17 protein-coding genes are annotated in these 19,705 nt (G+C 63.2%); 8 read left to right on the forward strand and 9 right to left on the reverse strand.

Features of this window, described 5'->3' with window-relative positions; translation table 11 throughout:
* Nucleotides 1-265 precede the first annotated feature (265 nt).
* The 6 genes from ACQ4WL_RS15110 to ACQ4WL_RS15135 all read right to left on the reverse strand — a co-directional run bounded on the left by ACQ4WL_RS15110 (nucleotide 266) and on the right by ACQ4WL_RS15135 (nucleotide 4,362).
* Nucleotides 266-820, reverse strand: a complete 555-nt coding sequence (locus ACQ4WL_RS15110; protein WP_436510486.1) for a hypothetical protein — start codon at nucleotides 818-820, stop codon at nucleotides 266-268.
* Nucleotides 821-889: 69 nt separating this feature from the next.
* On the reverse strand, nucleotides 890-1,255 hold the full coding sequence (gene speD, locus ACQ4WL_RS15115) for an adenosylmethionine decarboxylase (protein WP_436510487.1): 366 nt from the start codon (nucleotides 1,253-1,255) through the stop codon (nucleotides 890-892).
* 2 nt (nucleotides 1,256-1,257) lie between these two features.
* Nucleotides 1,258-1,431, reverse strand: a complete 174-nt coding sequence (locus tag ACQ4WL_RS15120; RefSeq protein ID WP_170840580.1) for a hypothetical protein — start codon at nucleotides 1,429-1,431, stop codon at nucleotides 1,258-1,260.
* Nucleotides 1,428-2,891: a DUF4178 domain-containing protein gene (locus ACQ4WL_RS15125; protein ID WP_436510488.1), complete on the reverse strand. Its 1,464-nt coding sequence runs from the start codon at nucleotides 2,889-2,891 to the stop codon at nucleotides 1,428-1,430. The genes ACQ4WL_RS15120 and ACQ4WL_RS15125 overlap by 4 nt, the downstream gene beginning before the upstream one ends.
* A gap of 21 nt (nucleotides 2,892-2,912) precedes the next feature.
* Entirely contained in the window at nucleotides 2,913-3,947 is a 1,035-nt protein-coding gene (locus tag ACQ4WL_RS15130; protein ID WP_436510489.1) for an SPFH domain-containing protein, read from the reverse strand.
* Nucleotides 3,948-3,975: 28 nt separating this feature from the next.
* Nucleotides 3,976-4,362 (reverse strand): DUF350 domain-containing protein, encoded by a 387-nt coding sequence (locus ACQ4WL_RS15135; RefSeq protein WP_436510490.1) that lies wholly within the window; start codon nucleotides 4,360-4,362, stop codon nucleotides 3,976-3,978.
* A gap of 59 nt (nucleotides 4,363-4,421) precedes the next feature.
* On the opposite strand from ACQ4WL_RS15135, the gene ACQ4WL_RS15140 reads away from it, so the two are divergent.
* Both ACQ4WL_RS15140 and ACQ4WL_RS15145 read left to right on the forward strand, forming a co-directional pair.
* Nucleotides 4,422-5,933: a polyamine aminopropyltransferase gene (locus ACQ4WL_RS15140; RefSeq protein WP_436510491.1), complete on the forward strand. Its 1,512-nt coding sequence runs from the start codon at nucleotides 4,422-4,424 to the stop codon at nucleotides 5,931-5,933.
* Nucleotides 5,933-7,564: an NAD(P)-binding protein gene (locus ACQ4WL_RS15145; protein ID WP_436510492.1), complete on the forward strand. Its 1,632-nt coding sequence runs from the start codon at nucleotides 5,933-5,935 to the stop codon at nucleotides 7,562-7,564. Before ACQ4WL_RS15140 ends, ACQ4WL_RS15145 begins: the two co-directional genes overlap by 1 nt.
* A gap of 49 nt (nucleotides 7,565-7,613) precedes the next feature.
* Here the strand turns inward: ACQ4WL_RS15145 and mmsB are convergent, their stop codons facing one another.
* From mmsB to chvE, 3 genes are all read right to left on the reverse strand, one after another.
* Nucleotides 7,614-8,828 carry a multiple monosaccharide ABC transporter permease gene (gene mmsB, locus ACQ4WL_RS15150; protein ID WP_436510493.1) on the reverse strand — a complete coding sequence of 405 codons (1,215 nt, stop codon included), beginning with the start codon at nucleotides 8,826-8,828 and terminating at the stop codon, nucleotides 7,614-7,616.
* A complete protein-coding gene (gene mmsA, locus ACQ4WL_RS15155; RefSeq protein WP_436510494.1) occupies nucleotides 8,818-10,359 on the reverse strand; it encodes a multiple monosaccharide ABC transporter ATP-binding protein in 1,542 nt (513 codons plus the stop codon). The genes mmsB and mmsA overlap by 11 nt, the downstream gene beginning before the upstream one ends.
* 113 nt (nucleotides 10,360-10,472) lie before the next feature.
* Nucleotides 10,473-11,495: a multiple monosaccharide ABC transporter substrate-binding protein gene (gene chvE / locus ACQ4WL_RS15160; protein ID WP_436510693.1), complete on the reverse strand. Its 1,023-nt coding sequence runs from the start codon at nucleotides 11,493-11,495 to the stop codon at nucleotides 10,473-10,475.
* A 430-nt stretch (nucleotides 11,496-11,925) separates the two neighbouring features.
* Between chvE and ACQ4WL_RS15165 the strand changes: the two genes are divergently transcribed.
* From ACQ4WL_RS15165 to ACQ4WL_RS15190, 6 genes are all read left to right on the forward strand, one after another.
* Complete coding sequence (locus tag ACQ4WL_RS15165) at nucleotides 11,926-13,086, forward strand: fumarylacetoacetate hydrolase family protein (RefSeq protein WP_436510495.1); 1,161 nt, start codon at nucleotides 11,926-11,928, stop codon at nucleotides 13,084-13,086.
* A gap of 26 nt (nucleotides 13,087-13,112) precedes the next feature.
* Nucleotides 13,113-13,880: a D-xylose 1-dehydrogenase gene (gene xylB / locus ACQ4WL_RS15170; RefSeq protein WP_436510496.1), complete on the forward strand. Its 768-nt coding sequence runs from the start codon at nucleotides 13,113-13,115 to the stop codon at nucleotides 13,878-13,880.
* A complete protein-coding gene (locus ACQ4WL_RS15175; protein ID WP_436510497.1) occupies nucleotides 13,877-15,664 on the forward strand; it encodes an IlvD/Edd family dehydratase in 1,788 nt (595 codons plus the stop codon). Before xylB ends, ACQ4WL_RS15175 begins: the two co-directional genes overlap by 4 nt.
* Nucleotides 15,665-15,816: 152 nt before the next feature.
* A complete protein-coding gene (gene xylF, locus ACQ4WL_RS15180) occupies nucleotides 15,817-16,791 on the forward strand; it encodes a D-xylose ABC transporter substrate-binding protein (RefSeq protein ID WP_099764341.1) in 975 nt (324 codons plus the stop codon).
* Between the two features lie 198 nt (nucleotides 16,792-16,989).
* Complete coding sequence (gene xylG, locus ACQ4WL_RS15185) at nucleotides 16,990-18,561, forward strand: D-xylose ABC transporter ATP-binding protein (RefSeq protein WP_436510498.1); 1,572 nt, start codon at nucleotides 16,990-16,992, stop codon at nucleotides 18,559-18,561.
* Nucleotides 18,558-19,700, forward strand: a complete 1,143-nt coding sequence (locus ACQ4WL_RS15190; RefSeq protein WP_436510499.1) for a sugar ABC transporter permease — start codon at nucleotides 18,558-18,560, stop codon at nucleotides 19,698-19,700. The genes xylG and ACQ4WL_RS15190 overlap by 4 nt, the downstream gene beginning before the upstream one ends.
* The last annotated feature ends 5 nt before the right edge of the window (nucleotides 19,701-19,705 follow it).

Raw genomic sequence — 19,705 nt, forward strand, 5'->3', positions numbered from 1 at the left:
GAAAGAAGGGGAACGTCGGCTACGCGATCACGCGTATGAAGAAGAGCGGGCTAAGGGTCTTAGCCGGGAAAAACAGTGATCAGGCAGCCGACAACACGGCAGTATCCGAATGGCGCATATTGTCTACTCCTGAGGTGTGAGGGAAAACGCCAGTGTGCCACTGGCATGCGCCGCCGTCAATGGACGGTGTGGCTTAGCTGCACATGCCGTAGGTCGGATTGGCCCGCAGGGCGTAATCCGACACATTGTTGGCGCGATTGTTGAATTAGCTGCACATGCCGTAAGCCTGGCGCTCGGGGAAATAACGGTACGTAAATGTGCGCACCGGGTAGCGCTTGCCGCCGACGAGCATGTCGGGCATGGATAAATCAAAGCGCTGCGGCAGCTGGCGCGGCAGCTGCAGGCGCAAGCGCCACTGCGTCTCGGCGCTCGAACCCACGGCGGAAAACATGATGGGCAGCGTGTCGATGACGTCGACGATTTCCGCTTTCCGGTTCATGCCGCGCTGGTAGATGGTCAGCACCTTGGCTTCGGCAAACGGTGCTTGTTTTGGTTCTTCCAGCAGGAAGGACAGGCGCGTGAAGCTGGCTTGCGTGCCGACGGGCAAGGTAAAAATCAGTGCCAGCTCCGTACCGCCTTCCTTCAAGGTGACGGGGGGCGTGGCATACACGCTGATACCGCGCGGCAGATCGAAACGCGAACCTTCCGTCCATGTCTTGCACTCGGGCGTGGTGGCCTGGTACAGGCTGGGCGCCGTGTAGTCGTCGCAGGCAGAAACCAGCAGCAGCAGGGGCAGGGCGAGGAGGGCGGAACGGCGCATGGGAGTAACGGTTGGGATATGAGCCGACAGTGTAAGCGATCCCCACGCGATCCACCAGCGACGCCAGGCCTACCCCGGCGGGGCGCGCCGCATGGATTGCAGCTGGCAGTGCGCCGCCTGCAGCGCATCCTTGATGATGTCGAGCGCCAGTTGCGGCCGCGCCGCGCCGCACATGAAGATATCCACGGCGGCAAAGCCGACTTCGGGCCAGGTGTGCAGCGAGATGTGCGACTCGGCCAGCAGCAGCACGCCCGTGATGCCCTGGCCCGGGCCAAAGCTGTGGAAATGGCCGTGTAGTACCTGCGCGCCGGCCGCGACGGCCGCGTCGCGCAGCAGGCGTTCGAGCGCGGCGCAGTCGCGCAGGCAGTCCGGCGCGATGCCCGACAAGTCGGCCAGCAGATGGGTACCCAGGGGCAGATGCGGTGTGGCAGTCATGCTTATTTGTGGCTGCCGCCGCTGGAGCCGCCGCCATAGCTGCCGCCGCCGCTGCCCGTGCGCGAACTCCAGCTGCTGCCGCCGCTGCCACTGCCCGCCACCTTGAACATGCGTACCCAGTTGGCGGCCGTGACACTGAAGGTCACCATCAAGGCATAGATCACGTATTTACTCATGGGGGATTCTTTGTATTCTTGTCGAGAAAAACGGCCGGCAGGAACAGCGCCAGGCAGCCCAGCAAACTCCACATCAAGGTACTGGAAAACGAGACAAACATCGGGATCGCATTCAAGACCAGCACGATGACGATGAAGACCTTGGCGATGCCGCGGTGGCTCAGCTGGATATTCTGCACCTTGGCACCGCCATGGAAGGCGGCACCGAACCAGGCGGCCATCTGGTCATAGGCGACGGGTACGGAGCGCGACCAGGTCATTTCCTCGCCGGTGATTTCCGCCGCCAGTTTTGTTTGTCCCTGTTCGAATTCAAACACGCGCGTGCTGTCGCCGACGGCCACTTTCCAGTTGAACGCACCCGCCGCATACACCACCTGCGAGCCGTAGTCATACAGTTTGCGGTAAGTGGCGCCATCGAGCGTGCAGGTATCGGCGTCCAGCGAGGCCCAGTTGGGCCAGTTCGGCAGTACGTTGGAGCGCGACCAGCCGTCGTCCGTTTCCACCAGCCAGAAGAAGCCGGCGCGCGCGTTGTACAACAGGTATTCGTTCCACTCGCTGCCCTCGTCGTCGGCGCGGCGCATCATGCCGATCACCGTAAAGTCGGCATTGCTGATCTTTGCGCTGGCACCCAGTTCCAGCGTGATGTCGGCATTGTCGTGCACCTGCTTGCCGATGGCCAGCACCTGCGCTTCCGCTCCGCTGGCGTCGAGCTGCGCGTGGCAGGCGGGGCACACCAGCTGCGCCGCCGCGCCAGGGACGTACTTGATGCCGCTGCCGCAGGAAGGGCAGTCGAGCGCATCGAGCTTGCCGCGGTACTTGCCGGCGCTCTTGGCGATGGCGTCGTCGTCGCGCAGCAGCTGGCATTTCAAACTGTTCAGGGTGACGGCAACGCCCTGGTAGACGACCGGTTGCGGGCCATCCGTGTAGTCGAGCGTGACAAAGCTGGCGTAGTTGCGCAAGTCTGCCACCTGGATGCGCCAGCCGGCGCCCACCTTGAATGGCAATTCTCCCTGGCCGGCGATGCACTCGGCGTTGCGGATCTCGGCCGCCGTGTACGGCTCGCCGCAGAGCGTATAGCGCTTGCCCGGCGCCAGCTCGCCAAAGACGGGCAGGGCGTCTTGCGTCGCGCGCTCACGCGTCAGCGTGTACAGGCCGGACGAGTCGCCCAGCCACGCCGTGCTGGCGTCGTCGAACAGCAGATACCACTCGTTCCACGTGCCGGCGCTGTAGCGCTGCTGGATGCGCCCGACGACGGTGAAGTGCAGGCCGTCGTGTACGCCGGCCGTGCCGATCTGGATCGGTGTATAGTCTTCCAGGACGGCCGACATCTTGCCCATGTCCCTGACGGAATCGGCGTCCTTGAGGATGGTGCTGTGGCAGTAGTCGCACACGGCGAGCACGGAAGCGTGCGAGCGGAAGCGGACTTCCGCGCCGCAGCTGGGACAGGAAACAGTTTGCATGCAGTCGTATTTCGCTAATATTTAGCCGATCAGTTTTTTCAGCAGTTCAGCCTTGGCGCCGTCGTAGTCGGCCGGTGAAATGAGACCCTTGTCGAGCAGACCCTTGAGCTTTTCCAGGCGTGCCTCGATCGGCTCCTCGCTTGGCGCCGGTGGCGCCGCCGGAGCCGGTGCCTGCTGCTGCAGCGCACCGCCCATGCTTTGTGCCATCACCTGGCCGATCGACAGCCCGGCGCCCAGGCCCGCGCCGATGCCGGCCATGCCGCCTTCGTTCTGCGCCGCCAGCGGGATGGCGTTGGCGACCTGGAATTTGGTGTAGCCGCTCATCTTGTCGGCGCCCAGGCCACCCTTCATGCCGGCCGAGATGCGCTCGTCGAGCGCCGCCTGCAATTCCTCGGGCAGGCTGATGCTGGCCACGTTGAATTCATCGAGGCCCACGCCATAGCGGGCAAACGCCTGCACCAGGCCATCCTTGACCTCTTGCGCCATCAGCGCCTGGTTGGCCGCCATGTCGAGGAAGGGAACATTCGCGCCGCCCAGCGAGCTGGCCATGCTCGACATCAAAATGCCGCGCAATTGATCTTCCACCTCGTCGCGCGTATAGACTTCGCGCGTGCCGCTGATCTCGGTAAAGAAGGTGCGGGCATCGGCGATGCGGTACGAGTACATGCCGAAGGCGCGCACGCGTATCATGTCGAAATCCTTGTCGCGGATGGTGATCGGCTGCGGCGTGCCCCACTTGCGGCCAGTCTGCACGCGGGTGCTGAAGTAATACACGTCCGACTTGAAGGGCGAATCGAACAGCTTGTCCCAGTTTTTCAGGTTGGTCAGCAGGGGTAACGTCTGCGTCGTCAGCTTGTGCGTGCCGGGACCGAAGACGTCGGCGATCCTGCCTTCATTGACGAAGACGGCGACCTGCGATTCGCGCACATTCAGGATGGCGCCGTTCTGGATCTCGAAATCCTGCATGGGAAAGCGCCAGGCCAGCACGCCTTCCGTTTCTTCGTTCCACTGCAGTACGTCGATAAACTGCTTCTTGATAAAGCTGCCGAGGCTCATGATGGATATCCTTGAATGAGGTAAAACGTCAGGAAATGCAGGCGGCGTTGATGGCGCCGATCGACAGGGAAATGGCGGCCAGCAGGCCGCCGAAGGCGCTGTTGTTCGATTCGATCTGGTCCTTCGACATGCGCAGCAGGCGCGTGGTGACCACATAGGCGAGCAATTGCACCACCATGGCGCCAAAGGCCCAGGCGAAGAATTGCTGGTAGTCGGCCGTGTGCATCAGGGACGAGGCGATGGTGGCGGAAAAGCCCAGCAGCGCGCCGCCCAGCGACAGGGCCGCCGCCTGGTTGCCCTGGCGAATCAGCAGCACTTCCTTATACGGCGTGACGCGCGTGTAGATGATAAAAAATACAATCAACAGCCCGGCGGCCAGTAAAAGATGGATCAGATAGTTTAGGATGGCGGGCACGGCTTTCCTCGCAATGAGTATTTGATAACGTCAACGCATATTAGAACAAAAAAAGTCCCATGAACAAAAAGATTCTGATCTTGTCCGTCTTCGTGGTCGCCTCCTGCGGCCTCGCGTATGAGCTGATCGCCGGCGCCATGTCCAGCTACCTGCTCGGCGACTCCATCCTGCAGTTTTCCACCATCATCGGCTGCTACCTGTTCGCCATGGGTGTGGGCGCTCACTTTTCAAAGTATGTGCAGGACGACGACGTGCTCTCGCGCTTCGTCGATATCGAACTGGCCGTGGGCCTGATCGGCGGCCTGTCGGCCGCCATCCTGTTCATGACGTTTTCGTGGATGGCTGCGCCCTTTCGCACCTTATTGTATGTGATGGTGTTCCTGATCGGCGCATTGGTCGGCATGGAAGTACCGCTGGTGATGCGCGCCCTCAATTCGCGCCAGACGGAATTTAGTGAACTTGTCAGCCGCGTGCTCACTTTCGATTACCTGGGCGCGCTGGCCGTTTCCCTGCTGTTCCCTCTGGTGCTGTCGCCGTATCTGGGATTGGTGCGCACGGGCTTTTTGTTCGGCATGCTCAACGTGGGCGTGGGCTTGTGGACGATTTACGTGTTTCGCGCCGAGCTGAAGAACCTCACGGGGCGCTTCCTGCGCGCCTGCGCCGTGATGGTGGTGCTGATCGCCGGCTTTGCCATGTCGGACCGCATGGTGGCCTGGGGCGAACATGGCCTGTTCGGTGACCAGATCGTGTATTCCACCACCACGCCTTACCAGCGCCTGGTGATCACGCGCTGGAAGGACGATACGCGGCTGTACATCAATGGCAACCTGCAGTTTTCCTCGCGCGACGAGTACCGCTACCACGAAGCGCTGGTGCACCCCGTGCTGGAAGCCTTGCCCTGGGCGCGCCGCGTGCTGGTGCTGGGCGGCGGCGATGGCCTGGCGCTGCGCGAAATCCTGCGTTATCCCCATATCGAACACGTCACCGTGGTCGACCTCGATCCTGCCATGACGGCCGCGTTTACCACGCGCCCGGAACTGGCAAAATTGAATAACAGCGCGTTCTCGGACAAGCGCGTCACCGTCGTCAATGCCGATGCCGCCGTCTGGCTGCGCAACAACGGCGACATGTTCGACGCGGCCATCGTCGACTTCCCCGATCCGTCCAGCTTCGCGCTCGGCAAACTGTATTCCGTGCCCTTCTACGACCTGGTGAAAAAACACCTGGCGGCCAAGGGCTTGATGGTGGTGCAATCGACCTCGCCCTTCTTTGCCCCGCACGCCTACTGGACCATCAATGCGACCCTGCGCGAAGTGGGCATGCGCACCTGGCCCTACCACGCCTACGTACCCTCGTTCGGCGAATGGGGTTTTATCCTGGCTTCACCCCAGCTCGACTACACACCGCCGACGACATACCGCCTGCCGATGCGCTACCTGAATGCGGACACCACGCGTGAAATGTTCATCTTCCCGCCCGACATGCAGCCGCTGCCGATGGCGCCGAATCGCTTGAATACCCAGTCGCTCGTGCATGAATTCGAGCAGGACTGGAACCGGGTGATACGCTGATGCAGCGCCGCTCCTTCATGCTGTGGGCCGCTGGCGGCACGGTGGCGGCGGCCGCCGGCATCGGCAGCATCGCCGCGTATCTGCGCTGGCAGGAAATCACGCCCAAGGTGCTGTATCCGGGGCGCAGCGAAGGGCACTATTTGCGCAAGCTGCTGCGCGAGCGCACGGCGCTGCCGGCGCCTTCGGCAACCATCACCACGGATGTCGCCATCCTCGGTTCCGGCATCGCCGGCCTGACGGCGGCCTGGCGCCTGAACAAGCTGGGGCACCAGGACTTCCTCATGATCGACGGCCCGCAGCCATATGGCAACGCGGCCGGCGGGCAGTTCGGCGAGCTGGCCTATCCGACCGGTGGCCATTACCTGCCGCTGCCTTCACCCGAATCGACCCATGTGCGCGAGATCCTGTTCGATCTGGGGATCATTCAACGCGACCCGATGGCGGAAAAGCCGACTTACGACGAGCGCTACATCTTGCACGCGCCAGAAGAGCGATTGCTGTTCAACGGTCACTGGCAGGATGGCTTCATTCCCACCGAAGGCGTGCCGCCTGCGGAACTGGCGCAGCATGAACGCTTCTTTGCGCAGGTGGCGCAGCTGCGCCAGGCGCGCGGCAACGATGGCAAACGCGTGTTTGTCTTTCCCACCGTGGAATCGTCGCAAGACCCGGCCTGGCAGGCGCTCGACGCCATCACCTTGAAGCAGTGGATGGAGCGCGAAGGCTATACCTCGCCCACCCTGCACTGGTATCTGAATTACTGCTGCCGCGACGACTATGGCACGCGCTACGACCAGGTGTCGGCCTGGGCCGGCCTGCATTACTATTGCAGCCGCTGGGGGCAGGCGGCCAACGCGGGCAATGGCGCCTGGCTGACCTGGCCCGGCGGCATGCAGCCAGTCGCCACGGCCATGGAGCAGGCCTCAGGCGTCAAACGTCATGCGGGCACGGTGGTGTCCGTGCAGACGACGGAGCAGGGCGTGGAAGCGCTGTGCCTGGAATGGATCGACGGCCAGCCGCGCACCTACCTGGTCAAGGCACGCAAGGCCATCTGCGCCATGCCGCTGTATGTCGCGGCGCGCGTGGTGAACAATATCGCCGACTATGGCTTTGACGCGAAGCGCGATACGCCCGCGTATGCGCCATGGATGGTGGCGAACTTTTTACTGAAACGCTTTCCCGACGAACTGCCGCATGCACCGCTATGCTGGGACAACGTGGTGTACCAGGAACCGGGCCTCGGCTACGTCGTCTCCACGCACCAGGATATCCGTGTGCGCCCGCCCGAGAAAACCGTCTTCAGCGCCTACGTGGCCCTGTCCGACCGCACGCCGCAGGCAGCCCGCAAGTGGCTCGATACGGCCACGCCTGAGCAATTGCTGGCGCTGGCCAGCGTCGACCTGAAAACGGCGTATGGGCGCGATTTTGCCAGCTGCGTCGAGCGCGTCGACATCACCGTGCGCGGCCACGCCATGGCCGCTCCCTTGCCCGGTTTTCGCAGCAATGCGGGGCTCAAAGCCTTGCGTGAGCATGACGGCGCCATCCTGTTCGCGCATGCCGATCTGTCGGGTTTTTCCGTGTTCGAGGAAGCGGCGTGGTGGGGGGATCGTGCGGCGCGATTAGCTGCCGCATAAAAAAGGCCGGCGCAAGCGCCGGCCTGAGCCCCCTAAGGCTCGAACCGGTCTACTTGTTCTTGTTGATGACGTCGATGAACACGGCCGCCAGCAGCACCAGGCCCTTGATCACTTGCTGGTAATCGATGCCGATGCCCATGATGGACATGCCGTTGTTCATCACGCCCATGATGAAGGCGCCGATGACGGCCCCCATCACCTTGCCGACGCCGCCCGAGGCCGAGGCGCCGCCGATGAAGCAGGCGGCGATCACGTCCAGCTCGAAACCCGTGCCGGCCTTCGGCGTGGCCGTGTTCAGGCGCGCCGCGAAGATCAGGCCTGCCAGCGCGGCCAGCATGCCCATGTTGACGAAGGTGTAGAAACTGACCCGTTCCGTCTTGATGCCGGACAGCCGCGCCGCCTTTTCGTTGCCGCCCACGGCATACACGCGTCGGCCCAGCACGGTGCGGTTGGTAATGAAGGTGTAGGCGACGATCAGCAGCGACATCACGGCCAGCACGTTGGGGAAACCGCGGTACGACGACAGCAGGTAGCTGAAGTACACCATCACGGCGGCGAAGATCGCGTTTTTCAGCAGAAAGAAGGCGCGTGGCTCGTTTTCCATGCCGTGTTTCAGTTGCTTGGCGCGGCTGCGCAGCGAGGTGATGATGAGCGCTGCGGCGGCGATCACGCCCAGCAGCAGCGACAAGCCGCGCAGGTTTTCGCCGCCGAACGGGTCGGGCAGGAAGCCCGAGCTGAGCATCTGGAAGCCTTCCGGGAAGGGGCCGACTGACTGGCCTGCCAGCAGCGCCAGGGTCAGGCCCTTGAATACCAGCATGCCGGCCAGCGTGACGATAAACGATGGGATCTTGAAGAAGGCGACAAAATAGCCTTGCGCGCCGCCGATGACGGCGCCGGCCAGCAGGCAGACGATGCTGGCGGCGACAAAGTTCATCTCGTAGTTGACGATCAGGACGGCCGCCAGCGCGCCGACGAAGCCGACCACCGAGCCGACGGACAAATCGATATGGCCGGCCACGATGACCATCAGCATGCCCAGCGCCATGATGACGATGTAGCTGTTTTGCAGCACCAGGTTCGTCAGGTTCAGCGGCTGCATCAGGGTGCCGTCGGTCATGTACTGGAAAAAGCCCATGATGACGATCAGGGAGAGCAGCATGCCGTAGTCGCGCATATTGTTTTTCAAAAAGCCGGCATAGCTTTTCGCTTGCGGCGCGGCCGCTGGCGCGCCGGCCGCCGGTCCCGCTGTCAGTTTATTGTCCATTGTTTTCTCCGTGTGTAACGATCGCGCGCATGATGCGCTCCTGCGATGCTTCTGCTGCGCTCAGTTCTGCCGCGAAGCGGCCTTCGTTCATGACATAGATCCGGTCGCACATGCCCAGCAATTCCGGCATTTCCGAGGAAATCATGATGATGCATTTGCCTTCGGCGGCCAGCTCGCTGATGATGCTGTAGATCTCGTATTTGGCGCCCACGTCGATGCCGCGGCTCGGTTCATCGAGGATCAGGATATCGGGGCGCGAAAACAGCCATTTCGCCAGCACCACTTTCTGCTGGTTGCCGCCGGACAGGTTGACCACTTTCTGCGCCACGCTCGAGCAACGGGTCTTGAGCTTGCGGCGGAAATCCTCGGCCACGCTGAATTCACGCTGCTCGTCGATCACCATGCGCTGTGAAATCGCGTCCAGGTTGGCCAGGCTGGTGTTCTTCTGGATGTCTTCCTCAAGGATCAGGCCCAGGCCCTTGCGGTCTTCCGTGACATACGCGAGGCCATGGGCGATTGCCTTGCCGATGGTGCTGACGTCGATTTCCTGGCCATTCTTGAGCACCGTGCCGCTGATGCGCTGGCCGTAGGCGCGCCCGAAGAGGCTCATCGCCAGTTCCGTGCGCCCGGAGCCCATCAGGCCGGCGATGCCGATGATCTCGCCCTTTTTGGCGTGCATGTTGATGCCTTTGATGACGGGGCGGTCGGCATGCTCGGGATGGAAGACGCGCCAGTCGCGCACTTCGAAAATGGTCTCGCCGATGGTCGGCGTGCGCGGCGGATAGCGGTCCGCCATCTCGCGCCCGACCATTTTTTCGATGATGCGGTCTTCGCTGACGGGCTCGATACGGCAGTCGAAACTGTCGACCGTATTCCCGTCGCGCAGCACCGTAATGGCGTCGGCGACCCGTGAAATTTCATTGAGCTTGTGCGAAATCAGGATCGATGCGATGCCCTGGCGTTTCAGCTCCAGCAGCAGGTCGAGCAGGGCCGCGCTGTCGCTTTCGTTCAGGCTGGCCGTCGGCTCGTCGAGGATCAGCAGCTTGACGTCCTTGCACAGCGCCTTGGCGATTTCGATCAGCTGCTGCTTGCCCACGCCCAGGTTGGTGATCAGGGTGTCGGGCGACTCTTTCAGGCCGACTTTGTGCAGCAGTTCGCGCGTCTTCGTTTGCGCGTATTCCCAGTCGATGACGCCCATGCTGGACGGTTCGTTGCCGAGGAAGATATTCTCGGCGATCGACAGCTGGGGCACCAGCGCCAGTTCCTGGTGGATGATGATGATGCCGATTTCTTCGCTGTCCTTGATGCCGCGGAAGTGCCGCGTCTGGCCCAGGTAATCGATGTCGCCCGTATAGCTGCCATGGCCGTAGACGCCGCTCAGCACTTTCATCAGGGTCGATTTGCCGGCGCCGTTTTCGCCGACGATGGCGTGGATCTCGCCGCTGCGTACCCGCAGGTTGACATTGTCGAGCGCAACGACGCCCGGGAATGTTTTGCGTATCCCGCGCATTTCCAGGATAGTGTTCGTCATATAACCTCTCTGGCACGGCCGCGCTGGTCGGTATCGGTCGTGCGGCAGTCTTGTTCTGGATCGTGCATGAAGCGAAAGGCCCGGCAGCGCCGGGCCTTCAGAACTGTCGATGCTTATTTCACTTGCGCTTCCGTGTAGTAGCCGCTGCCGGTGACGAGCACCTGCTTCCAGTTCGCCTTGTCGACAGTGACCGGTTTCAACAGGTAGGACGGCACGACTTTCACGCCGTTGTTATAGGTCTTGGTATCGTTGACGGCCGGCGTCTTGCCGCTCATCATCGCGTCGACCATATTCGCCGTCACCTTGGCCAGTTCGCGCGTGTCTTTGAACACGGTCGATGCCTGTTCGCCGCGGATGATCGATTTCACCGACGGGATTTCCGCATCCTGGCCCGTGACGACGGGGAACGGTTGTTTCGGCGTGCCGTAGCCGACGCCCTTGAGCGAGGACAGGATGCCGATGCTCAAGCCATCATACGGCGACAGCACCGCGTCGACGCGCGCATTGCCGTAGTAGGCGCTGAGCAGGTTGTCCATGCGGGCCTGCGCCACGGCGCCATCCCAGCGCAAGGTGGCGACCTTTTCCATGCCCATCTGCTTCGAGCGCACCACCAGCTTGCCGCTGTCGATGTACGGTTTGAGTACCGACAGCGCGCCGTTGTAGAAGAAGTGCGCGTTGTTGTCATCGGCCGAGCCGCCGAACAGTTCGATATTGAACGGACCCTTGCCTTCCTTGAGTTTCAGCGCCGACTCGATATAGCCCGCTTGCAGCATGCCGACCTGGAAGTTGTCGAAGGTGGCGTAGTAATCGATGTTTTTCGTGCCGCGGATCAGACGATCATACGAGATGACCTTGATGCCCTTGTCGGCCGCTTTTTGCAGCACGTTCGACAAGGTGGTGCCGTCGATGGCGGCGATCACCAGCACCTTGGCGCCCTTGGTGATCATGTTTTCCACCTGTGCCAGCTGGTTCGGGATATCGTCGTCGGCAAATTGCAAGTCCGTCTTGTAGCCGCGCTCCTTGAATACCTTGACCATGTTGTCGCCGTCGGCGATCCAGCGCATGGACGACTTGGTCGGCATCGAGATGCCGATGGCGCCCTTGTCGGCGGCACTTGCCACGGGTATTACTGCCATGCCGGAGATGGCCAGCGCCAGGCTCGCGGTCAGCATTTTCATTGTTGTTTTCATTTCAGGTCTCCACCGTCTTCGATAGTTGAATGTGCCAGGGCCGTCGTCCCAGTGGGCGGGCTCCGTGCGGATGGCCGATTGCAGGCCACGGCTGATACTAGTTTGTCCATCCATCCCTCACCAATCACTTTTTTCGCATTGGTGATATCCAAAACGATATCGATGGACCAATTGATGCAATGCGCCATTGCGCCCCTTCCCGCCTGCGGACAGGGCGGAAACGTGGGTCGGGTGGCGGCTTTTTTTGGTGCACTGCAATACCAATAATCATCATTCAATTTGGTGATTTTCGTAATTGCGGCGACACAGGGCGGCGCGCAGAATCGGTCCGAACCTGAAGACCAGCCATCCCGTCACGACCTTTTGAAAGCTTGCCATGCAGCCGATTTCCCCCGTCTCCCTGTTGCCCGCCGACCTGGCGCAGGCCCTCCTCATCGGCCGCATCTGGCGTGACGGCCCATGTGTCGTCGCCGTGCGCGGCGGCGAAGTGGTCGACATCACGCAGACGGTGGCGACGGTGGCCGAGCTGTTCGAGCGCAGCGATGCGCTCGATATCGCCCGCCATGCGCCCGGTATCGCGCTCGGCCCCGTGCAAACGCTGCTGGAGCAGGCGCTGGCCGCGCCGGCCGGCGAGCCGCTGCTACTGGCGCCGTGCGACCTGCAGGCCGTCAAGGCATGCGGCGTGACCTTCGCCGTCAGCCTGCTCGAACGGGTGATCGAGGAACAGGCGGGTGGCGACGCGGCGCGCGCGGCGAGCCTGCGCGCTGCACTGCAATCGACCCTGGGCGGCGATCTGTCTGCATTGAAGCCTGGCTCGGATGCGGCGCAGCGCCTGAAACAGCAGCTGCAGCAGCGCGGCGCCTGGTCGCAATACATGGAAGTGGGGATCGGCCCCGATGCGGAAGTGTTTACCAAGGCGCAGCCGATGTCGTCGGTGGGCTGCGGCGCGCAGGTGGGCTTGCTGCCATCGTCCGCCTGGAACAACCCGGAGCCGGAGATAGTCCTGGCCGTCAACAGCCGCAGCGAGGTGCTGGGAGCGACCTTGGGTAACGACGTCAACCTGCGCGACGTCGAAGGGCGCAGCGCCCTCTTGCTGGGCAAGGCCAAGGATAACAACGGTTCCTGCGCCATCGGCCCCTTCATCCGCCTGTTCGACGAGGGCTTTACGCTCGATACCGTGCGTCAGGCGGAAGTGTCGCTGCTGATCGAAGGCGCGGACGACGGCTTTGTGCTCGAAGGCGCCAGCTTCATGCGCGAGATCAGCCGCGATCCGCTCGACCTGGTGCGCCAGACGGCAGGCCAGTACCACCAGTATCCGGACGGCTTCATGCTGTTCCTGGGGACCATGTTCTCGCCCGTGAAAGACCGCGGTGCGCAGGGTGGCGGCTTCACGCACCACCTGGGAGACCGGGTCACCATCGCCAGCGCCGCGCTGGGCGCGCTGGTCAACGAAGTACAGCGTTGCGATGCGATACCTCCCTGGACGTTCGGCGTGCGCGCGCTGTACCAGAACCTGGCCCAACGCGGTTTGCTTTGATCCGATTTTTTTAAAAGAGAGACACCATGCAGCATGCAATCTATCCCAGCCTGGCCGGCAAGCGCGTCGTCATCACGGGCGGCGGCACGGGCATTGGCGTGGCCATCGTCGAGGCGTTCGCGCGCCAGGGCGCCCACGTCACCTTTCTCGATATCGCCCGTGTAGCGTCGCTGGCGCTGCAGGAAAAGCTCGCCCACCTGCCGCAGCCGCCCGTTTTCCGCTATTGCGACTTGACGGACCTGGGCGCCCTGGCCGCCACCTTCGCCGAGATTGAACACAGCGCGGGTGCCACCGATATCCTCGTCAACAATGCGGCCAATGACGACCGCCACCAGCTGCAGGATGTCACGCCGGCCTATTGGGACGAGCGCATCGCCGTCAACCTGCGCCACCAGTATTTCTGCGCCCAGGCAGTGGCGCCGGCCATGCGCGCCAAGGGCAGCGGCGTGATCCTCAACCTGGGATCGATTTCCTGGCACCTGGCGCAAGCCCGCCTGTCGATCTACATGACGGCCAAAGCCGGCATCGAGGGTCTCACGCGCGGCCTGGCGCGCGACCTGGGCGTCGACGGCATCCGCGTCAACTGCATCATTCCCGGCGCCGTACGCACGCCGCGCCAGGAAAAGCTGTGGCATACGCCGGAAGCGGAAGCGGTGATCCTGCAGGGCCAATGCCTGCAAACGCGCGTGGAGCCGGAAGACGTGGCGGCGCTGGCGCTGTTCCTCGCGTCCGACAACGCGGCCAAGTGCGCGGGACGCGAATACTACGTCGACGCAGGCTGGTACGGCGCATGAGCATTCCCGCCCAAGCCCAGGCACGGCGCTTCCGTTCGCAGGACTGGTTCGACAATCCCGAGCACATCGACATGACGGCGCTGTACCTGGAGCGCTTCATGAACTACGGTATCACGGCCGAGGAGCTGCGTTCGGGCCGGCCCATCATCGGCATTGCGCAAAGCGGCAGCGATATCAGTCCCTGCAACCGCATCCACCTGGAGCTGGCGCAGCGCGTGCGCGACGGCATCCGCGACGCGGGCGGCATCCCGATGGAATTCCCGCTGCACCCGATCTTTGAAAATTGCCGCCGCCCGACGGCCGCGCTGGACCGCAACCTGGCGTATCTGGGCCTGGTGGAAATCCTGCATGGCTACCCGATCGACGCCGTGGTGCTGACCACGGGCTGCGACAAGACCACGCCGGCGCAATTGATGGCCGCCGCCACGGTGGACATCCCCGCCATCGTGCTGTCGGGCGGCCCCATGCTCGACGGCTGGATGGACGGCGAACTGGTGGGTTCCGGCGCCTCCATCTGGAAAGGTCGCCGCCAGCTGTCCGCCGGCTTGATCGACAACGACAAATTCCTGCAGATCGCGGCCGCCTCGGCGCCGTCGGCCGGCCACTGCAACACCATGGGCACGGCATCGACCATGAATGCGCTGGCCGAGGCGCTGGGCATGTCCCTGACGGGCTGCTCGGCCATCCCCGCGCCATACCGTGAGCGGGGCCAGATCGCCTACGAAACGGGGCGGCGCATCGTCGGCATGGCGCATGACGACGTGCGCCCGTCGAGCATCCTCACGCGCGCAGCGTTCCTGGACGCCATCATCGTCAACGCGGCCATCGGCGGCTCCACCAACGCCCAGCCGCATTTGATGGCAATGGCGCGCCATGCGGGCGTGGCATTGCACTCGAGCGACTGGATGGAACACGGCTACGACGTGCCGCTGCTCCTGAACATGCAGCCGGCCGGCAAATACCTGGGCGAGCGCTTCCACCGCGCCGGCGGCGTACCGGCCGTGATGTGGGAGTTACAGCAGGCGGGCTTGCTGCACGCCGAGCGGCCCACCGTCACGGGCCAGACGATGTCGGCCAACCTGGCGGGCCGTGAAAGCGCGGACCGCGAGATGATCCGCCCGTTTGCCGCGCCGTTGAAAGAAAAGGCCGGTTTCATGGCCTTGCAGGGCAATTTGTTCGACTTCGCCATCATGAAGACCAGCGTGATCTCGCCCGCTTTCCGCGAGCGCTACCTGTCGCGCACCGGCAGCGAAGGCGTGTTCGAGGCGCGCGCCATCGTCTTCGACGGTTCGTCCGACTATCACGCGCGCATCAACGACCCGGCATTGGCGATCGACGACAGCTGCATGCTGGTCATGCGCGGCGCCGGTCCCGTGGGCTGGCCCGGTTCGGCCGAAGTGGTCAACATGCAGCCGCCCGATGCCTTGCTCAAGGCCGGCATTTTGAACCTGCCGACCCTGGGCGACGGGCGCCAGTCGGGCACCTCGGACAGTCCTTCTATCCTGAACGCCTCGCCGGAAAGCGCCGTGGGCGGTGGCCTGGCGCTGCTGCGCACGGGCGACATTATCCGCGTGGACTTGAACGCGGGGCGCTGCGACATGCTGGTCGACCAGGCCGAGCTGGCGCGCCGCGCGCAAGAACTGCCGCCGCCCGTCAACGATAGCGCCACGCCATGGCAGGAGCTCTACCGCGCCAGCGTGGGCCAGCTGGAAACGGGCGCCTGCATGGAGCTGGCGCTGAAATACCGCGCCGTGGGCCAGACCCTGCCACGCCACAACCATTAGCAGGCGGGTCGGGGTAGGTCGGGTTAGCGCTCCGCGCGTAACCCGACACCACCACAGACATAAAATTTTTCAGCAGCACCCGTAGTGAAAAAACGTTGTTAATAAAATCCACAAGGAGACACACAATGAACAAGATCATCAGTGCAGCCATCATGACCGCCATGCTGGCATTGAGCAGCAGCGCCGCTCTGGCCGATGCGAAAAACCCGAAGATCGGCTTTTCCATCGACGATTTGCGCGTGGAACGCTGGACGCGTGACCGCGATTTCTTCATCGCTGCCGCCGAGAAGCAGGGCGCCAAGGTGTTCGTGCAATCGGCCGACGCCAGCGAACAGCGCCAGATTTCGCAGATCGAGAACCTGATCTCGCGCGGCGTGGACGTGCTGGTGATCGTGCCATTCAACGCGACTGTCCTCAACAACACCGTCAAGGAGGCGAAAAAGGCCGGCATCAAGGTGCTGTCGTATGACCGCCTGATCCTGAATGCCGATATCGACGCGTATATCTCGTTCGACAACGAGAAAGTGGGCGAGATGCAGGCCGAAGGCGTGACCAAGCTGCAGCCGAAAGGCAATTACTACCTGCTGGGCGGTTCGCCCACCGACAACAACGCCAAGATGCTGCGCGAAGGCCAGATGAAGGTACTCAAACCGTTCATCGACAAGGGTGACATCAAGATCGTCGGCCAGCAGTGGGTGAAGGACTGGAGCGCCACCGAAGCGCTGTCCATCGTGGAAAACGCGCTGACGGCCAACGGCAACAAGATCGACGCCATCGTCGCCTCGAACGACGGCACGGCCGGCGGCGCCATCCAGGCCCTGGCCGCGCAAAAACTGGCCGGCAAGGTGCCGGTCTCCGGCCAGGATGCCGACCTGGCGGCGGTGAAACGCGTCATCGCCGGCACGCAGTCGATGACCGTCTACAAGCCGTTGAAAACCATCGCTTCGGAAGCGGCCAAGCTGGCCATCCAGCTGGCGCGCAATGAAAAGCCGGCCTACAACTCCAGCTATGACAACGGCCTGAAAAAAGTCAGCACGGTACTGCTGAAACCAACGCCCCTGACCAAGGCGAATGTGAACATTCTCGTCGATGACGGCTTCTATACGAAGGCGCAGCTGGGTAATTAATCACCCGCCTGATGTCGGCTTACGCGCTGCGCGCTAAGCCGACCTACGATTGCCCGCATCGGCCGTTATCCGACAATCGCCGGCTCCGGAAACGCCGGTTGTGGTGTCGGCCGTCCGCATCGACCGTAGGTCGGATTAGCGACGCCTTGGCGTCGCGTAATCCGACATTTCCCCCCCGTATCCGCAACGAGAGTGAGCATGTCCGATTATCTGCTTGAAATGAAAGGCATCGTCAAACAGTTTGGCGGTGTCCGCGCGCTGGACGGCATCGACCTGCAGGTGCGGGCCGGCGAGTGCATCGGCTTGTGCGGCGAGAATGGCGCCGGCAAGTCGACCCTGATGAAGGTGTTGTCCGGCGTCTATCCGCATGGCACCTGGGATGGCGACATCCTGTGGGATGGCCAGCCCCTGCGCGCGCAATCGATCCGCGACACGGAAGACGCGGGCATCATCATCATCCACCAGGAACTGATGCTGGTACCGCAGCTGTCCGTGGCCGAGAATATCTTCATGGGGCGCGAGCTCACCCTGCCCGGCGGGCGCATGCATTACGCGGCCATGTACAAGCGCGCCGACGAGCTGCTGCGCGAACTGAAAATTCCCGAACTGAACGTGGCGCAGCCCGTAATGAATTACGGCGGCGGCCACCAGCAGCTGGTGGAAATCGCCAAGGCGCTCAACAAGAATGCGCGCTTGCTGATTCTCGACGAACCGTCGTCGTCGCTGACGGCGTCGGAAATCGCCGTGCTGCTCGATATCCTGCGCGCCCTGAAAGCCAAGGGCGTCACCTGCATCTATATTTCGCACAAGCTCGATGAAGTGGCGGCCATCTGCGACACCATCGTCGTCATCCGCGACGGCAAGCATATCGCCACCACGCCGATGGCGCAGATGAATGTGGAACGCATCATCGCGCAGATGGTGGGCCGCGAAATGAGCCAGCTGTATCCGCAGCGCGTGCAGCCCGCGGCCATTGGCGAGGTGCTGTTCGAAGCGCGCCACGTGACTTGCATCGACGCCGACAACCCGCAGCGCAAGAGGGTCGACGATGTGTCATTCACCCTGCGCAAGGGCGAGATCCTCGGCATCGCCGGCCTGGTGGGGGCGGGGCGCACGGAGCTTGTCTCGGCCCTGTTCGGCGCCTACCAAGGGCCGTGCCAGGCCGAGGTGTGGCTCGATGGCCGCCGCATCGACACTTCGTCTCCGCAAAAGGCCATCGCCATGGGCCTGGCCATGGTGCCGGAAGACCGCAAGCATCACGGTATCGTGCCCGACCTCGACGTGGGGCAGAACATCACGCTGGCCGTGCTGGAGCAATTCGCGCGTGCCACGCGCATCGATGGCGAGGCGGAATTGACGGCCGTGCGCGGCGAGATCGCCCAGCTGGAACTGAAGGCGGCCAGCCCGTCGCTGCCCATCACGAGCCTGTCGGGCGGCAACCAGCAAAAGGCCGTGCTGGCCAAGATGCTGCTGACGCGCCCACGCGTGCTGATTCTCGACGAGCCCACGCGCGGCGTCGACGTGGGCGCCAAATATGAAATCTACAAATTGATGCTGGCGCTGGCCGACCGGGGTGTGGCCATCATCATGGTCTCGTCGGAACTGGCCGAAGTGCTGGGCGTGTCCGACCGCGTGCTGGTGATGGGCGAAGGCCGCTTGCGCGGCGACTTTATCAACGATGGCCTGAGCCAGGAAACCGTGCTGGCGGCGGCGCTGGACCAGCGCCCGCCGCCCGCCGCCCATACCGCAAACAAGGAACCCTCAGCATGAAACCGCACAGTATCAAACAGCTGTTCACCCAATACAAGATGCTCGCCCTGCTGATCGCAGTCGCCTTGATCTGGGCCTTCTTTTCGTGGAAGACTGAGGGCAGTTTCCTCACGCCGCGCAACCTGTCTAACCTGCTGCGCCAGATGTCCGTCACCGGCATCCTCGCCTGCGGCATGGTGCTGGTGATTATCGCCGGCGAGATCGACCTGTCGATCGGTTCCCTGCTGGGGCTCCTGGGCGGTATCGCCGCGGTGCTGGATGTGACGCAGCACTGGCCGCTGGCGCTGAATTTGGCGGCGGTGCTCGGCTGCGGCCTAGTGATCGGCCTGCTCAACGGCTACCTGACGGCGTACCGGGGCATCCCCTCCTTTATCGTCGGTCTGGGCGGCATGCTGGCGTATCGCGGCATCCTGCTGGGCATCACGGGCGGCATCACGATTGCGCCCGTCTCCGAGCCGATGGTGTACCTGGGGCAGGGCTACTTGCCCGCCTTGCCCGGCATCGCGCTGGGCATCGGCCTGTTCCTGCTGGCGGCCTTCCTGACGTGGCGCGCGCGCGCCAGCCGCGCGCAGCATGGCTTGCCGCAGACGGCGCCCTGGGCCGACGGCTTGCGCCTGGCCGTCATCGGCGCCGTACTGTATGCCTTCGTGCAAACCCTGAACGGCTATGAAGGCATCCCGCTGCCCGTGCTGTTGCTGCTGGCCTTGCTGGGGCTGTTCAGCTACATCACCAGCCAGACCGTGTTTGGCCGCCGCATCTATGCCGTGGGCAGCAATATGGAAGCAACGCGCCTGTCCGGCATCAACGTGAAAGCCGTCAAGCTGTGGATCTTCGGCATCATGGGTTTGATGTGCGCGCTGGCTGGCCTGATCAACACGGGCCGCCTGGCGGCCGGCTCGCCCTCGGCCGGCACCTTCAGCGAACTCGATGCCATCGCCGCCTGCTTCATCGGCGGCACCTCGATGCGCGGCGGCTCGGGCACCGTGTACGGCGCCCTGATCGGCGCGCTGGTCATGGCCAGCCTCGATAACGGCATGTCCATGCTGGACGTGGACACCTACTGGCAGATGATCGTGAAAGGCAGTATCCTCACTTTGGCCGTGTGGGTCGATGTCAGCACGCGCGCCGGACGCCGCTAGCGGGC

It is taken from the genome of Janthinobacterium kochi, assembly GCF_051380715.1.
Taxonomy (GTDB): Bacteria; Pseudomonadota; Gammaproteobacteria; order Burkholderiales; family Burkholderiaceae_D; genus Janthinobacterium.

Coding starts and splice junctions, on each gene's coding strand:
- ACQ4WL_RS15110 (WP_436510486.1), bottom strand. CDS start 820: ATGCGCCGTTCCGCCCTCCTCGCCCTGCCCCTGCTGCTGCTGGTTTCT.
- speD (WP_436510487.1), bottom strand. CDS start 1,255: ATGACTGCCACACCGCATCTGCCCCTGGGTACCCATCTGCTGGCCGAC.
- ACQ4WL_RS15120 (WP_170840580.1), bottom strand. CDS start 1,431: ATGAGTAAATACGTGATCTATGCCTTGATGGTGACCTTCAGTGTCACG.
- ACQ4WL_RS15125 (WP_436510488.1), bottom strand. CDS start 2,891: ATGCAAACTGTTTCCTGTCCCAGCTGCGGCGCGGAAGTCCGCTTCCGC.
- ACQ4WL_RS15130 (WP_436510489.1), bottom strand. CDS start 3,947: ATGAGCCTCGGCAGCTTTATCAAGAAGCAGTTTATCGACGTACTGCAG.
- ACQ4WL_RS15140 (WP_436510491.1), top strand. CDS start 4,422: ATGAACAAAAAGATTCTGATCTTGTCCGTCTTCGTGGTCGCCTCCTGC.
- ACQ4WL_RS15145 (WP_436510492.1), top strand. CDS start 5,933: ATGCAGCGCCGCTCCTTCATGCTGTGGGCCGCTGGCGGCACGGTGGCG.
- mmsB (WP_436510493.1), bottom strand. CDS start 8,828: ATGGACAATAAACTGACAGCGGGACCGGCGGCCGGCGCGCCAGCGGCC.
- mmsA (WP_436510494.1), bottom strand. CDS start 10,359: ATGACGAACACTATCCTGGAAATGCGCGGGATACGCAAAACATTCCCG.
- chvE (WP_436510693.1), bottom strand. CDS start 11,495: ATGGCAGTAATACCCGTGGCAAGTGCCGCCGACAAGGGCGCCATCGGC.
- ACQ4WL_RS15165 (WP_436510495.1), top strand. CDS start 11,926: ATGCAGCCGATTTCCCCCGTCTCCCTGTTGCCCGCCGACCTGGCGCAG.
- xylB (WP_436510496.1), top strand. CDS start 13,113: ATGCAGCATGCAATCTATCCCAGCCTGGCCGGCAAGCGCGTCGTCATC.
- ACQ4WL_RS15175 (WP_436510497.1), top strand. CDS start 13,877: ATGAGCATTCCCGCCCAAGCCCAGGCACGGCGCTTCCGTTCGCAGGAC.
- xylF (WP_099764341.1), top strand. CDS start 15,817: ATGACCGCCATGCTGGCATTGAGCAGCAGCGCCGCTCTGGCCGATGCG.
- xylG (WP_436510498.1), top strand. CDS start 16,990: ATGTCCGATTATCTGCTTGAAATGAAAGGCATCGTCAAACAGTTTGGC.
- ACQ4WL_RS15190 (WP_436510499.1), top strand. CDS start 18,558: ATGAAACCGCACAGTATCAAACAGCTGTTCACCCAATACAAGATGCTC.